The 15,181-nt window shown below is 73.9% G+C and carries 8 protein-coding genes and 1 pseudogene; 8 read left to right on the top strand and 1 reads right to left on the bottom strand.

Annotated features, from left to right (window positions below):
• Positions 1 to 53: 53 nt before the first annotated feature.
• The 7 genes and pseudogenes from LO772_RS02000 to LO772_RS01970 all read left to right on the top strand — a co-directional run.
• Positions 54 to 3,230, top strand: a pseudogene (locus tag LO772_RS02000) (type I polyketide synthase); the annotation flags it as partial.
• Positions 3,231 to 3,298: 68 nt separating this feature from the next.
• Positions 3,299 to 4,810 (top strand): FAD-dependent monooxygenase, encoded by a 1,512-nt coding sequence (locus LO772_RS01995; protein ID WP_231776562.1) that lies wholly within the window; start codon positions 3,299 to 3,301, stop codon positions 4,808 to 4,810.
• 597 nt (positions 4,811 to 5,407) lie between these two features.
• Positions 5,408 to 7,072: an ABC transporter substrate-binding protein gene (locus LO772_RS01990; protein ID WP_231776561.1), complete on the top strand. Its 1,665-nt coding sequence runs from the start codon at positions 5,408 to 5,410 to the stop codon at positions 7,070 to 7,072.
• Positions 7,069 to 8,088, top strand: coding sequence for an ABC transporter permease (locus LO772_RS01985; RefSeq protein WP_231776560.1), 1,020 nt, complete (start codon positions 7,069 to 7,071; stop codon positions 8,086 to 8,088). Before LO772_RS01990 ends, LO772_RS01985 begins: the two co-directional genes overlap by 4 nt.
• The gene (locus LO772_RS01980; protein WP_231776559.1) at positions 8,085 to 8,993 is read left to right on the top strand and encodes an ABC transporter permease; all 909 of its coding nucleotides are present in this window, start codon (positions 8,085 to 8,087) and stop codon (positions 8,991 to 8,993) included. Before LO772_RS01985 ends, LO772_RS01980 begins: the two co-directional genes overlap by 4 nt.
• Positions 8,980 to 11,202, top strand: coding sequence for a dipeptide ABC transporter ATP-binding protein (locus LO772_RS01975; RefSeq protein ID WP_231776558.1), 2,223 nt, complete (start codon positions 8,980 to 8,982; stop codon positions 11,200 to 11,202). Before LO772_RS01980 ends, LO772_RS01975 begins: the two co-directional genes overlap by 14 nt.
• A gap of 189 nt (positions 11,203 to 11,391) precedes the next feature.
• Positions 11,392 to 12,453: an LLM class flavin-dependent oxidoreductase gene (locus LO772_RS01970; RefSeq protein WP_231776557.1), complete on the top strand. Its 1,062-nt coding sequence runs from the start codon at positions 11,392 to 11,394 to the stop codon at positions 12,451 to 12,453.
• Between the two features lie 353 nt (positions 12,454 to 12,806).
• Here the strand turns inward: LO772_RS01970 and LO772_RS01965 are convergent, their stop codons facing one another.
• Positions 12,807 to 13,412 carry a TetR/AcrR family transcriptional regulator gene (locus tag LO772_RS01965; RefSeq protein ID WP_231776556.1) on the bottom strand — a complete coding sequence of 202 codons (606 nt, stop codon included), beginning with the start codon at positions 13,410 to 13,412 and terminating at the stop codon, positions 12,807 to 12,809.
• 320 nt (positions 13,413 to 13,732) lie between these two features.
• Here LO772_RS01965 and LO772_RS01960 point away from each other — a divergent pair, with 320 nt between their 5' ends.
• Positions 13,733 to 15,166: an MFS transporter gene (locus tag LO772_RS01960; RefSeq protein WP_443089430.1), complete on the top strand. Its 1,434-nt coding sequence runs from the start codon at positions 13,733 to 13,735 to the stop codon at positions 15,164 to 15,166.
• Positions 15,167 to 15,181: the final 15 nt, after the last annotated feature.

Genomic DNA, 15,181 nt, shown 5'->3' with positions numbered 1-15,181 from the left:
CGTCCTTCACCTCGCCCAGGCACCACCACGACCGGATCCGGGAGGCCGCCTCCATGCCCGAGGAAGACAAACTCGTCGACTACCTCAAGTGGGTGACCGCCGACCTGCACCGCACCCGGCGCCGCCTGGAGGAGGCCGAAGCGGCGCGGCACGAGCCCATCGCCGTCATCGGCATGGCCTGCCGCTACCCGGGCGGCGTGGCGTCCCCCGACGACCTGTGGCGTCTCGTCCGCGAAGGCACCGACGCCGTCGGCGACTTCCCGGACGACCGGGGCTGGGGCACCGACCGTCTCTACGACCCCGACCCCGACCACCTCGGCACCACGTACACCCGCCAAGGGGCCTTCCTGTACGACGCCGCGCACTTCGACGCCGGGTTCTTCGGCATCTCCCCACGCGAGGCGCTGGCCACCGACCCGCAGCAACGGCTGCTGCTGGAGACCGCGTGGGACGCGTTCGAGCACGCCGGCATCGACCCCGTGGCCCTGCGCGGCAGTTCCACCGGGGTCTTCACCGGTGTGATGTACGGCGACTACGCGGGCCGCCTGCGACGCGCCCCCGAAGGGCTCGAAGGATTCCTCGGCAACGGCAGCGCCGGCAGCGTCGCGTCCGGCCGGATCGCCTACACGTACGGCCTGGAAGGCCCGGCCGTCACCATCGACACCGCGTGCTCGTCGTCGCTCGTCGCACTGCACTACGCCGCCCGGTCGTTGCGCGCCGGGGACTGCTCGCTGGCACTCGTCGGAGGCGTCGCGGTGATGGCGACCCCCGGGACCTTCGTCGAGTTCAGCAGGCAGCGCGGACTCGCCCCGGACGGCCGCTGCAAATCCTTCGGCGCGGACGCGGACGGCGCCGGCTGGGGAGAGGGCGTCGGACTGCTCCTCGTCGAACGCCTCTCCGACGCACGGCGCCACGGCCACCGCGTCCTCGCGCTGGTACGCGGCAGCGCGGTGAACCAGGACGGCGCCTCCAACGGACTCACCGCCCCCAACGGCCCGTCGCAGCAGCGCATGATCCGCGCGGCCCTCGCCGACGCCGGACTCGGCGCTGCCGACGTCGACGTGGTCGAAGGGCACGGGACGGGCACGACGCTCGGCGATCCCATCGAGGCGCAGGCGCTGCTGGCGACGTACGGGCGGGAACGCCGCGCGGGCGGCGAGCCGTTGTGGCTGGGATCGCTCAAGTCGAACATCGGTCACACGCAGGCGGCTGCGGGCGTCGCGGGCGTCATCAAGATGGTCATGGCCCTCCGCCACGGGGTGCTGCCGCGCACCTTGCACGCGAACGAACCGTCCCCCCACGTGGATTGGGACGACGGGTCGGTCGCGCTGCTGACCGAGGAGCGCGCGTGGCCGGTCACCGGCGAGCCGCGCCGGGCGGCGGTGTCGTCCTTCGGGATCAGCGGGACGAACGCGCACGTCGTCCTGGAAGAGGCGCCGGACCCTGCCGACACCCCCGGCCCGTCGCCGGACCTGCCGGATCGGGCGGTGCTCCCGTGGGTGGTGACCGCCCGCAGCGCCCCGGCGCTGCGCGGGCAGGCCGAGCGTCTTTCGCGGTTCGTGGCCGCCGACGGACCGGGCGCCGACGCCGACGTGCGGGACGTCGCCGGGGCGCTGCGGGCGTCGCGGCACGTCTTCACCGAACGCGCCGTGGTGTTGGGCCGCGATCGCGACGAACTCGCCCGGGGTTTGGCGGCGTTGGCGCACCCGAGAGGATTCCCGGCGGGTGCGGTGACGGGGGCGGTGACACGGGGCGGGCTCGGCTTCCTGTTCTCGGGGCAGGGCAGCCAGCGGACCGGCATGGGACGGGAACTCGCCGCGCGGTTCCCGGTGTTCGCGGACGCGTGGGCGGAGGCGACGGCCGCGCTGGACGCGCACCTCGAACGGCCCCTGGCCGAGGCGGGGGACTCCGGCCTGCTGCACGAAACCCATGTCGCGCAACCGGCGTTGTTCGCGATCGAGGTGGCGCTGTTCCGGCTGCTGGAGTCGTGGGGCGTGCGTGCGGACGTCCTCGCCGGGCACTCCGTCGGCGAACTGTCCGCCGCGTACGCCGCCGGGCTGTGGTCCCTCGACGACGCCGCGCGCGTCGTCGCCGCCCGGGGACGGCTCATGCGCGAACTCGCGGTCCCCGGCGGCGCAATGCTCGCGGTCGCCGTCCCGGAGGCCGACTTGGGCGACCTGCCTGAAGGCGTGTCGGTCGCGGCGGTGAACGGCCCCGCGTCGGTCGTCCTCTCCGGCGACGCGGACGCGATCTCCGGCGTCGAGAAAACCTGGCGCGGCACGGGAGTTCGGGTGTCGCGGCTGCGGGTCTCGCACGCGTTCCACTCGTCCCACATGGACCCGATGCTGGACGACTTCCGGGCGGTGCTGGAAACGGTCGCGTACGCCGAGCCGTCCGTCCCGCTGGTCGCCAACCTGACCGGACACCTCGCGGGGGAGGAGATCCGCACCCCCGACTACTGGGTGCGCCACGTCCGTGACGCCGTCCGCTTCGCCGACGGGGTGCGCACCGCGCGTGCGTCCGGGGTGACGCGCTTCCTCGAAGTCGGCCCCGACGCCGCGTTGGCCGGGCTGCTCGGCGACGGAGCGCCCCCGGGCGAGGTGGTCGCCGCGACGCTGCGCCGCAACCGTTCGGAAGAGGAGATCCTGCTGCTCGCCGTCGCCACCCTGTGGGTGAACGGCGCACCCGTGGACTGGAACGCGATCGTCCCCCTTCCCGACGGCCGCGACGTCGAGCTGCCCACCTACGCGTTCCAGCGGCGGCGCTACTGGATCGACGCCCCCGAGGAGTCCGCGACGGCCCCCGCGCCTCCCGTGATCCCCGACGCGTCCGCCGAGCCCGATCTCGGGGGCGCCGCGCTGCGGGCCGAGCTGGTCGCCGCGCCCGCCGAGCAACGCGACGCGTACGTCCGCGACTTGGTGCTCCGCCACGCGGCGGCCGTGCTCGGGCACACCACCACCGACGAGATCGCCCCGGACGCCGGATTCCCGGACATCGGTTTCTCGTCGTTCACCGCACTCGAACTGCGCAACCGGATCTGCGAGGCGCTGGACGTCCGCGTCTCACCCGTCGTGGTCTACGACCACCCCACCGTCGACGCGCTCGTCGGCTACCTGGGTACGGCGCTGGCCGACGCCCCCGCGTTCGGCGACCCCGCGCCCGACACCGTCCCCGACGCCGCCGCCCCCGAGGCCGCCCCCGAGACGCCCGCGCTGCCGGCACCCGCGTGACGCGCAGACCGGCCCGGCCGACCCGTGCGCAGACCTCCGAAAACACCGACACAGCCAGGGAGTTCACCATGAGCCCAACCGTCGTCATCGCGGGCGCCGGACCCACCGGCCTGATGCTCGCCCACGAACTCGCGCTGGCCGGCGTGCGTACCGTCGTCCTGGAACGGTCGGTGCGGACCGGCGGCTCGCGGGCGCTCGGCTTCCACGCCCGCTCGCTGGAGGCGTTCGACCTGCGCGGACTCGGCGACCCGATCCGCGCCGAGAACCCCATGCCGTGGCCCCGCACCCACTTCGCGTTCCTGTGGCTGGACGTCGAGGCCCTGGATTCACGGGAGTTCATCCTCGTCCACCCGCAGGAGAAGGTGGAGGCCCAACTCGCGGCGCGCGGCGCCGAGTTGGGGGTCGACCTGCGGCGCGGCCACGAAGTGGTGAGCCTCGCGCAGACCTCCGACGCCGTGACCGTGGGCGTGCGCGGACCGGACGGAACGTACGAGCTGTCCGCCGACTACCTCGTGGGCTGCGACGGCGGGCGCGGGCCCGTCGCCGGGCTCGCCGGGTTCACGTTCACGGGCGCGCAGGAACGGCATTACGGGATCATGGGCGACGTCGAGGTGGTCGAAGGCCAGGAGTTCGCGGCGGGCGTCTACCCCGGCGGACTGTTCGGCGCCATCCCCCTCGGCCCCAACATCCTGCGGCTGATGACGACCGAGTTCGGTGTCGAGCCGCCGGACGACGCCGAGCCGGTGACGTCCGAGGAACTGCGCGCGAGCGTACGGCGCGTGGCCGGGGCCGACATCAAGTTCGCGAGCGAACCCACATGGCTGCACCGCTTCGACAACGCGACGCGGCAGGCCGAGCACTACCGCGTCGGCCGCGTCCTGCTGGCCGGGGACGCCGCGCACCCGCATTTCCCGTCCGGCGCGCAGGGCGTCAACCTCGGCATCCAGGACGCGATGAACCTGGGCTGGAAGCTCGCCGCGGTCGCCGACGGCCGCGCGCCCGAGGGCCTGTTGGACACGTACCACGCCGAACGCCACCCGGTCGGACGCCGCGCGTGCCTCAACGCCGAGGCGCAGGCGTCGCTGTACCACCCCATCGACCGCATGGGCGCGCTGCGGGACTTCCTCGGCGAGATGGTCGCGCTGCCGAGTGTCGCCCGGCACCTCAACGACATGGTCACCGGCCTCGACACCCGCTACGACGACATCCTCGGCGACGGCGACCCGGACGACCACCACCCCCTCCTCGGACGCCTGATCGCCGACGCCGAACTGACCCCCGTCGCCACCGGAACCTCGACCGCGACCCGGATCACCCACACGCTGCACGCCGGCCGGGGCGTCCTCCTGGACCTGACCGGCGGTACGTCCGGAACCGCCGCCGAGGCCGCACGGCACTGGACCGACCGCGTAAACATCGTCGAGGCCCACCCGATCCCGGACATCGACGCGTCGGCCCTCCTGCTGCGCCCCGACGGATACGTGGCCTGGGCGAGCACCACCCCGGACACACCGAACGGCTTGGCGAACGCCCTCACCACGTGGTTCGGCACGCCGACACCCGCGGCGGCGGTGGGCTGAGCCACGCGGTCGCGGCCCGGACCGCACGGTCACCCGGCGTTTCCCGCCCGTCGCCTCGCCCCGAACGGGCGTGCCTCGGCGCCCGGTTCGGTGTGCCGCCAGCCGTCGGGGTGGGAACCGCGCCGTGGCGGCCGAGCCGCGCGGGCCGTGCCGGTGACGCCCGTGCCACGGTGTCACCGGCCAGGCGTGGGGCGGCGGCCGGGCCGTGTCCCCGCCCTCCGTCCGGCGGGGGGAGCAGCCCGACTCTCCGACCCGAGCGGCTTCCTGCCCGTTCCCCGTCTCCCGTCTCCTGGCCCCCTCTCCCGGCCCCCTCTCCCGGCCGCCGTCTCCCGGCCGCCGGTCGTCCGGCTGGTCGGCTGCTCGGCTGTCCCGCCGTCGCGCCGCCCCGTCACGATGCCGAAAGCCTTGCCTAAGGCGTCCTTTAGTCGGTCACCCCACGATGGCGGGGCCGGTGTGGCGCGACGCTCCCCCCGGGCCGTGTCGTGTGGACCGTGGCGGCGCGCGCATCGGGCCGGGGCCGTCGGTGTGTCGCGAGCCGGACGGGCCCGCGCCACGGCACCGCGGCGCGCACGGCGACGACGTCGAGAAGGGGACCCCATGGCACTCCACCTCCCGAGAGCGGACTTCCGTCGACGGCAGGGCAGCCGGCCACGCCGGTTCCGGCCGCTGGTGGGCTTGTTCACCGCCGGCCTGCTCGCGGCGGCCACGGCGTGCGGGGGCGGGTCGTCCGGCGGCACCCCCGGTGCGGGGCTGACGGTGGCGATCGAGAGCCAGCCCGAGTGCCTGGACCCGGCCGTCAGCGCGCTCGACGTGACCGCGGTCGTCGACCGGAACGTCTTCGACTCCCTGGTCGACATGGCCCCCGACGGCTCGTTCCGGCCGTGGCTGGCACAGTCCTGGGAGATCTCGCCGGACGGCCTGGAGTACACCTTCCACCTGCGGCCCGGCGTGACGTTCCACGACGGCACGCCCCTGGACGCCGCCGCGGTCAAGGCGAGCCTCGACCACGTCGTGGACCCCGCGACGAAATCCGTGTACGCGGCGGGGCTGATCAAGGGCTACACCGGGGCGACCGCGGTCGACGCCGACACCGTCGTCATCCGGCTCGCGGCTCCCCAGGCCGCCCTGCTCCAGGCACTCAGCACGGCGTACCTCGGCATCCAGTCGCCCAAGTCGATCGCCGAGAACGCCGCGAACCTCTGTGCCCAGCCGGTCGGTTCGGGCCCGTTCCGGTTCGGGTCATGGGCGCGGAACCAGAACATCGTGCTGGAGCGGAACCCCGGGTACGCCTGGGCGCCCGACGGCTCCGCACACACCGGCCCCGCCCGCGCCGACCGCCTCACCTTCAGCATCGTTCCGGAAACGTCCGTCCGCTTCGGCGCCCTGACGAGCAATCAGGCCGATGTGATCACCGGCCTGCCGCCGGACCGCGTCGCGACCCTCGAAGGCGGGAGCGGGAAGGTGCTGCGCGCCGAGGCTCCCGGCGTCGGGTTCACGCTGTTCCTGAACCCGCTGCGCGAGCCGCTGGCGGACGAGCGCGTGCGCACCGCCTTCGCCCGCTCGCTGGACCTCGACGCGCTCGTGAAGTCGGTCTACTTCGGGGAGTACCGCCGCGCGTGGAGCCCGCTCGGCCCCACCACGGTCGGGTACGACCCGACGCTCGTCGGCACCTGGCCGTACGACCCGGCCCTCGCCAACCGCCTGCTGGACCAGGCCGGTTGGACCGGGCGCGACTCGGAGGGCTACCGCACCAAGAACGGCGAGCGGCTCACCCTGCGCTGGCCGTACGCGACGCAAATGCTGCGCGAGCAACGGGACATCCTCGCGCAGGGCATCCAAGCCCAGGCCAAGGAGGCCGGGTTCCACGTCGACTACGTGGGCCAGGACACCGGCACCTTCACCAAGGACGTGCTGGGCCGCGACCTCGACATCAACGCCATCAGCAACGTGCGCGCCGAACCCGACGTCCTGCGCACGTTCTTCGCGTCCGACCAGACCCCCCAGAAGGCCGGCGGCAACGTCTTCGCGATCAACGACCCGCAGCTCGACCGGTTCCTGAACGACGCGACCGCCACGACCGACCCCGCCGCGCGCGCCGCGCTGTACGCCAACGCGCAGCGCTACATCATCGAACACGCCCTCGCCGTACCGGTATACGTACCCGTGCAGTTGGTCGGCACGGCCTCCCAGGTGAGCGGCGTGACCTTCGACGCGCAGGGCTACCCGAGGTTCTACGGGGCCGGCAAGGGCAGTTCGGCATGACGTCCCCGAAGACCGCGGGGGACTCCGGGCCGACGCCCGGGGTCGCCCGGCCGCCGCGCCTGATCGCGGCGTTCCCTCCGATGCCCCCGATGCTGCGGTGGCTGGTGCGCCGGACCCTGCTCACCTTCCTGGTGGTCCTCGGGGCGGCCTCGGTCGCGTTCTTCGCCCTGCACCTGGTGCCCGGCGACCCCGTGCGGGCCCTGCTCGGCGCGAACAACCCCAGCCCCGAACTCGTGGAGCAGGTCCGCCACGAACTCGGTTACGACCGCCCGATCGTCGTGCAGTACGGCATGTTCCTCGGCGACCTGTTCCGGGGCGACCTGGGTCGCTCGTACCAACTCCAGCAGCCCGTCACCGAGTTGATCGGCAGTCAGCTCGGTGCGACGGTGCAGCTCGCGCTCGCGTCGTTCGTGCTCGCCCTGGTGGCGGCGACCCTGCTCGCGGTCGCCACCGCCGGGAGGCGCCCGTGGCTGCGCCGCGTTTCGTCGGGCTTCGAACTCGTCGCGGCATCGAGTCCCCCCTTCTGGACCGGCGTCCTGCTGCTGACCTTCCTGTCGTTCAAGGTGCACGCGTTCCCCGCGTTCGGCGGGACCGGCGTGGAGGGCCTGGTGCTGCCCGCGATCACCCTCGCGCTGAGCCTGGTCGGCGTGCTCGCGCAGGTCATCCGCGAGAGCATGGAACGCAGCCTGAGCGAGCCGTACGTCGTCAGCGCCCGCGCCCGGGGCACCGGCGAGACCGGCATCCGCGTACGCCACACCCTCCGGCACACCCTCGTCCCGGTGATCACGCTGTCCGGCTGGGCGGTCGGCGCGCTGCTCAGCGGCGCCGTCGTCGTCGAGACCGTCTTCAGCCGCCAGGGCGTCGGCCGGCTCATGGCGACCGCGATCGAGTCGCGCGACCTGCCCGTGGTCACCGGCGTCGTCGTGGTCTCGGCCCTTGTCTTCAGCGTCATCAACCTGGCGGTGGACGCGCTGTACCGGGTCGTCGACCCCCGCATGAAGGCGGTGGCAGCATGACCGCGACGCTGCCCGCCACCACGGGCGGACCGCCCGTCCCGAAGCCCGGAGTTGCCGCCGCCACCCGCGAACGGCGGGTCCGCTGGGGCGCGTTCCCGATCGGTGCCGTCCTCGGCGGGCTCTTCCTCGCCGTCGTCACCATCGCCGCCCTCGCCCCCGGGCTGCTCGCACCGGACCCCCCGAACGCGGTCGACCCGACGCACGCCCTGCAAGGCGCGAGCGCCGCCCACCCGTTCGGCACCGACCAGCTCGGACGCGACGTCCTCAGCCGCGTCATCCACGGCGCCCGCCCGTCCCTCCTGATCGGGCTCGGCGCGACCGGCCTCGGCCTGGTGGCCGGCTCCCTCCTCGGCGTGCTGGCGGCCACCGCGGGCAAGGTGGTCGACGAGGTGATCATGCGCGTCACCGACGTGTTCCTCGCCTTCCCGGGCCTGCTGCTCGCGATGCTGGTGGTGGCCGTCCTCGGCCCGAGCACCACGAACGCCACCGTCGCGATCGGCATCTCCCTCGCCCCCGGCTTCGTCCGCCTCGCCCGCGCCCAGGCGCTGGTCGTCCGCGACTCCGACTACGTCCGCGCCGCGATCACCCTGGGCCGAGGACGCGCCGACATCTACCGGCGGCACCTGCTCCCCAACGCGCTGCCCCCGCTGCTGGTGCTCGCCACGGTCAACATCGGCTCCGCCGTGATCGCCGGATCGTCCCTCAGCTTCCTCGGCCTGGGGCCCAAGGCCCCGACGCCCGAGTGGGGCGCGATGCTCGCGGCGGGCCGAGGGCTGCTCGACACCGACTGGACCCTGTCCTTCTTCCCCGGCGCGGCGCTGACGCTCACGGTCCTGTCCGTCACCGTCGTCGGCCGCGCCCTGCAACGGCGCTTCGAAGGAAGGACGGCATATGGGCCGCGTTAGCGCGAACGGCGGCGCCCGCCCCGGCACCGAGGACACCCCCGCCGAGACGGCACCGGGCCCGGCCCCGGTTCCGGCCCCGACGGACGCGGAGGCCGAGGAACCCGCGATCCGGGACCCGCGGCCGTCGGCACCCCCACCCGTCGTGCGGAACCCGGGGACGCCGCCCGCCCCCGCGCCGCCGACCGCCACCCCGCTGCTCACCGTCGACAACCTGCACGTCGCGTTCCCCACCCGCGGCGGCCCGGTCGCCGCCGTCCGGGGGATCAGCCTGCGCCTCGCCCCCGGCGAATGCCTCGCCGTGGTCGGCGAATCCGGCTCCGGCAAGAGCGTCACCGCACGCTCGCTGCTGGGCCTGGCCGGCCCCGGCGCCGTCGTGCGGGCGGACCGGATGCGCTTCGACGGACGCGACCTGACCGCACTCCGCGACCGCGACTGGCGCGCGATCCGAGGACGCGGCATCGGCATGGTCCTCCAGGACGCGCTTGTCTCCCTCGACCCGCTGCGCCGCGTCGGCGCCGAGGTGGCCGAGGCGCTGCGCAACCACCGGATCGTGGAGCGCCGCGACATCCCCGATCGTGTCCGGCAGTTGCTCGACGACGCGCGCGTCCCCGAACCGGACGTGCGCGCCCGGCAGTACCCGCACGAGCTGTCCGGCGGCCTGCGGCAACGCGCGCTGATCGCCTCCGCGATGGCCGCCGGGCCGCCGCTGCTGGTCGCGGACGAACCGACGACCGCGCTGGACGTCACCGTGCAGGCACGCATCCTCGATCTGCTGGCCGAGCGCAAGCGCGAGGGCACGGCGGTCCTGCTCATCAGCCACGACCTCGCCGTGGTCGCACGGCTCGCCGACCGGGTCGCGGTGATGTACGGGGGCGTGTTCGTGGAGGAAGGCCGCACCGAGCAGGTCCTCGCCGATCCCGCGCACCCGTACACCCGCGAACTCCTCGCGGCGGTCCCGCGCGCGCGGACGAAGGGAAAACGCCTGTCACGGACGGCCGGTGCGGCGGGCGCCGGACCCGCCGCCGCGACGGCCGGATCACGCGACGCGGGCGGCGGCGGGTGCGCCTACCGCCCGCGCTGCCCGGTCGCCGACGCCCGCTGCGCCGAGGTCGAACCGCCTTCCGTGCCGGCCGCGAGCGGCGCCGAAGTGCGCTGCCTGCGGCCCGAAGTGCTTTGGCCGCAAAGGCTGTCGGCGGAGTCCGAGCCGCGGGCCGAGACGTCCGGACAAGCCGAACCCGGGCCCCCGGCCACCCGAGACCGCCCGGCGGCGGGGACGGCGGCCGGGAATCCCGACGGCACCGGGGCAGCCAAGGCGGCGGACACGAGGGAGACGGGGGAGAGCACCCCGGAGACCGCGGTGGCGCGGGCGTCCGGGCCGAAGGAGGTGCGCGCGGGAGCCGAGCCGGGCGGCACCACCGAGACCGCGGAGGCAACCGCGGCACGGGTCGTCCTCGAGGTGTCCGCCCTGCGCAAGACGTTCCCCGGGCCGGACGGCTCGCGCCGTACGGCCGTCGCCGGCGTGTCGTTCCGCCTGCACGCGGGCGAGTCGCTGGGGGTGCTCGGCGAGTCGGGGTCGGGGAAGACCACCGTCGCGCAGCTGGTGATGGGCCTGGTGGCGCCGGACGACGGCGACGTCACCCTGATGGGGCAACCCTGGTCCGCCCGGCACGAACGCGAACGGCGCGCCGACCGGCACCGGATCCAGCTCGTGCAGCAGGACCCCCTCAGCGCGTTCGACCCCCGCTGGACCGTCGCGCGGATCGTGGGCGAGGCCCTCGGCGCGCCCGGCCGCGTCGCCGTCCGGAGGCACCGCGGCCGGATCGCCGAACTCCTCGGCCGTGTCGGGCTGGACGGGTCCATGCTGGACCGCCGTCCCGCGCAACTCTCCGGCGGGCAGCGGCAACGCGTCGCGATCGCACGGGCGTTGGCGCCCGAACCGGACATCATCGTGTGCGACGAACCCGTTTCGGCGCTCGACGTGTCCATCCAGGCGCAGATTCTCGACGTCTTCGCCGACCTGCGCGACGCGTTGGGTGTCGCGCTGCTGTTCATCTCGCACGACCTCGGCGTCATCCACCACATCAGCGACAACGTCCTGGTGATGCGCGACGGCGCGGTCGTGGAACGCGGTTCGGCGCACGCGCTGTTCACGTCCCCGCGCGAGCCGTACACCCAGGCCCTGCTGACCGCCCTCCCGATGCCCGGGTAGGCACGGCAAGGCGGAGGTGGGCCGGGCGGATGTCGTCGCGGAACCGGCGGGTGCGGCCCCGGCCGCACCCGCCGTCGGCACGTCGGAGCCCGGGCCGTCGCCCCGCACCCCAGATCCCGTGCCCCCGATCTGGTAAATCGGAGGCACCCTCCGTATTGTGGTGGCAGCCAACCAACGGAGGCATGAACCATGAGCGAAATCCGGCGAATCCCGCTGTCCGTGCTGGACACCGCGCCCGTCTGGGAGGGCGAGACGGCGACGCAGGCGCTGCGGGCGACCGTCGAGTTGGCGGAGGCCGTGGACCGGCTCGGGTACCGGCGGTACTGGCTCGCCGAACACCACAACCTGCCCAACGTCGCCACGTCGTCGCCCGTGGTCGTCGCCGGGGCGATCGCCGCGCGCACCCGCGGCCTCCGGGTCGGGGCGGGCGGGGTGATGCTGCCCAACCACGCGCCGCTGGTGGTCGCCGAGCAGTTCGGCACCCTGCACGCCCTGCACCCCGGCCGCGTGGACCTGGGCATCGGCCGCGCGCCCGGCACCGACCCCGGGACCGCCCGCGCGCTCCGGCGGTCCGCCAAGCCGCTCGACGGCCGCGACTTCCCGGCGCAACTCGCCGAGCTGATCGAGTACTTCCAGCCCGCGGGACGCCCGTCGGCGAACGCCGCGCCGCGCATCGAGGCGGTACCGGCCGGCGACAACCCCGTGCCCGTGTGGGTCCTGGGCTCCAGCGGGTCCAGTGCCGAACTCGCGGGCGTGCTGGGCCTGCCGTACGCCCACGCGCACCACTTCAACCCCGACAGCACGCGCTCCGCTCTGGAGCTGTACCGCCGCGCCTTCAGCCCGTCCGCCGCACTCGACGCGCCCTACGCGCTGGTCGCGGCGATCGCCGTGGTGGCCGAATCCGACGAACGCGCGCACCACTTGGCGGCGCCGCTGCGCGTCGCGACGATGCTCGCCATGCGCGGCATGAACCCGCCCTACACCCCCGCCGACAAGGCCGCCGAGATCCCGCTGGGGGCGCAGGACGCCGCGATCTCCCGCCGGATGCTCGGCCCCCAGCTGATCGGCGGCCCGGACACCGTGCGGGCCCGGTTCGACGAACTCGTCGAGACGACCGGCCTGGACGAACTCATGGCGCTCACGATGATCCACGACCCGCGCGACCGGATCCGCTCGTACGAACTCCTCGCGGGAATCACGGGCGCGACCGCCGACACCCGACCGGCACAGGCCTCGGCCGCGCCGCGATGACGATCCCGTGACCACCCCCACGCGCGCCACCCGGGCCCGCAGGGCGCGGTCTGGGTCGTGCCCCGCGGATCCTGGCGCTCAACGTCGCGTCGGGCCTGTGCCGGGCCTGTGCCGGGCCTGTGCCGGGCCTGCGCCGGGCCTGTGCCGGGCCTCCCAAGCCCTCCCAAGCCCTCCCAAGCCCTCCCCGGTCCTCCCGAACCCTCGCGAGCCCTCCTTCGTGTCGTGCGTCGCAAGGCGTCGGATCCGAACTCTTGCTCGGTTGTCCTGGGAGGGTTCGGCAACGCCGCGCGGTGCGGTGCGAAGGAACGCGGCCCGGCGTGGCGTGGCCGGTGCCAAGGTCCGCAAGGCACCGCCTAGCGCGGGGCCAGGCCCTCGAATGCCAGGGACAGGAGGCGGTCGATCTGTTCGGCGGCGGGGCGGGGGACCGGGTCGCTGCCGGGGACCGGGCTCGCGGCGGATTGTTCGACGGACCACGCGGTCGCGTTCGCCAGGGTGAACAGGTCCACGATGGTGATGTCGCGGCGCACCCGTCCGCCCTCCTGGGCGCGGCGCAGCAGTTCGGAGCCGGCGGCGAGCATGCCGTGGCAGGCGTTGGCGAGGTGCGAGTCGCTGTCGAGCAGGCCGGCCATGAGCGATCCGGCGAGGCCCCGGAAGGTGGTGGCGTGCACGACGATCGCGCGCAGCCAGGCCATCAGCGCGTCGCCGGGGTCGGTGGCGTCCAGCAGCGCGTGGCCGTTGGCGATGAGGTCGTCCACCTCGTCGCGGATGAGGGCTTCGACCAGGTCGTTGCGGGTGGGGAAGTGGCGGTAGAGCGTGCCGATGCCCACGCCGGCGCGCTGGGCGATGTCCTCCAGGGACGTGTCCGTCCCGTGCCGGGTGAACGCGGTGCGCGCCGCGGCCAACAGCTTCTCGCTGTTGCGGCGCGCGTCCGCGCGCATGGGACGGCGGGTCGTACTCATGCCTGAACCTCGTTTCCCGGTCGGCGCCTCATACGGTCGGCGCGCGCCTCTCGTCGCCCGACTCTAGTGACCGGCGGATCGGGCGCCCGCGTCCAAGTCTCCCGCACGCTTTAGCCAAACGTAGGCAGCCTCCGCTATATTTGTTCCGGAGGGCTCCTCCGTTTATTCGTGCTCATCCGTCGTACCGGGAGGTACCGGTGTCCACCCCCTCCGCTCCATCGTCCCCGCCCGGCCCGGCCGCGGGCCCCTCCCCGTCGGCGCCCGGCGCGGGCAGCGGGAGCCCCGGAGTCGTGCTCGCGATCCTCGTGGTCTCGCAGCTGATGTTCGTGCTCGACACCACCGTCGTGAACATCGCGCTGCCCGACATGCAGAGCGACCTCGACTTCTCGCCCACCGGGCTGTCGTGGGTCATCAACGCCTACACCCTCGCCTTCGGCGGGCTGCTGCTCCTCGGCGGTCGCGCGGGCGACATCCTCGGCCGCCGCCGGGTCTTCTTCGCCGGCATCACCCTCTTCACCGCGGCGTCGCTCCTCGGCGGCCTCGCCCAGACCTCCGAATGGCTCCTGGTCGCCCGCGCGGCCCAGGGCGTCGGCTGCGCCCTCGCGTCGCCCACCGCCCTCGCGCTGATCACCACGAACTTCAAGGAAGGCCCCGAGCGCACCAAGGCCTTCGGCCTGTACACCGCGGTCTCCGGCGCGGGCATGGCGTTCGGCCTGGTCGTCGGCGGTCTGCTCACCGAATGGGCCTCGTGGCGCTGGGTGTTCTTCATCAACGTGCCGGTCGGCGTGCTGCTCATGCTGCTCACGCCCAAGCACGTCGTGGAGTCAGAGCGCAACCCCGGCCGCTTCGACCTGAGCGGGGCGCTCACCTCCACCATCGGTGTCACCGCGCTCGTGTACGGCTTCATCCGCGCCGCCGAGAAGGACTGGTCCGAGGGCGGGACGATCACCGCGCTCGTCGTCGGCGTCCTGGTCCTCGGCGCGTTCGTGGTCGTCGAAAGCCGCGCGCGGCAGCCGATCACCCCGCTGCGCATGTTCACCGACCGCAATCGCGCCGGCTCGTACGCCGTCATGCTGTTCCTCGTCGCGAGCATGCTCAGCCTGTGGTTCTTCATCACCCAATTCCTCCAGGAGGTCCTGGAGTTCGGGCCGATCAAGGCCGGGCTGGCGTTCCTGCCGCTCAGCGTCGCCATCCTCGGCTGCTCCGGCGTGGCGTCCAAGGCCATCGAGAAGGTGCCCGCCAAGGCGCTCATGGGCCTCGGGGCGCTGGTGATGCTGTCGGGCATGCTGTGGCTCACGCAGATCTCCTCCGACACCGGCTACGCGGGCGGCGTGCTCGGTCCGATGGTGCTCGTCGGCGGCGGCCTCGGCCTGGTCTTCGTCCCGGTCACCGTCACCGCGCTGTCCGACGTCCGGCCCGAGGACAGCGGCGCCGCGTCGGGCCTGGTCAACGTCATGCAGCAGGTCGGCGGGTCGCTCGGACTCTCCATCCTGGTCACGGTCTTCGGCAGCGCGGCCAAGGACAGCGCGAAGAACGTCCCGGCCGGGTCGACCACGGACGAGGCCGCGAAATTCGTGCTGTCGGACGCGATGGGGACCACGTTCGTCGCGGGGGTCGGCTTCACCGCCGCGCTCCTGGTCATCTCGCTGCTGGTGATCAAGACGCGCCCGCCCGCCGCACCGGACGCCGGCGACGACGCGCACGGCGACGAGGTTCCGTCCACCGCCGACTCCGCGCCCACGCCCGCGGTTTGACGCCGCGTCAGGCCT

The organism is Yinghuangia sp. ASG 101, assembly GCF_021165735.1.
GTDB lineage: Bacteria > Actinomycetota > Actinomycetes > Streptomycetales > Streptomycetaceae > Yinghuangia.
The sequence above is the reverse complement of the archived record's forward strand: the minus strand, read 5'-3'. Positions and strand labels throughout refer to the sequence as shown.

Excerpts from the sequence above, each read along its gene's own strand:
- LO772_RS01995 (WP_231776562.1), top strand. The coding sequence starts at position 3,299 with ATGAGCCCAACCGTCGTCATCGCGGGCGCCGGACCCACCGGCCTGATG.
- LO772_RS01990 (WP_231776561.1), top strand. The coding sequence starts at position 5,408 with ATGGCACTCCACCTCCCGAGAGCGGACTTCCGTCGACGGCAGGGCAGC.
- LO772_RS01985 (WP_231776560.1), top strand. The coding sequence starts at position 7,069 with ATGACGTCCCCGAAGACCGCGGGGGACTCCGGGCCGACGCCCGGGGTC.
- LO772_RS01980 (WP_231776559.1), top strand. The coding sequence starts at position 8,085 with ATGACCGCGACGCTGCCCGCCACCACGGGCGGACCGCCCGTCCCGAAG.
- LO772_RS01975 (WP_231776558.1), top strand. The coding sequence starts at position 8,980 with ATGGGCCGCGTTAGCGCGAACGGCGGCGCCCGCCCCGGCACCGAGGAC.
- LO772_RS01970 (WP_231776557.1), top strand. The coding sequence starts at position 11,392 with ATGAGCGAAATCCGGCGAATCCCGCTGTCCGTGCTGGACACCGCGCCC.
- LO772_RS01965 (WP_231776556.1), bottom strand. The coding sequence starts at position 13,412 with ATGAGTACGACCCGCCGTCCCATGCGCGCGGACGCGCGCCGCAACAGC.
- LO772_RS01960 (WP_443089430.1), top strand. The coding sequence starts at position 13,733 with ATGTTCGTGCTCGACACCACCGTCGTGAACATCGCGCTGCCCGACATG.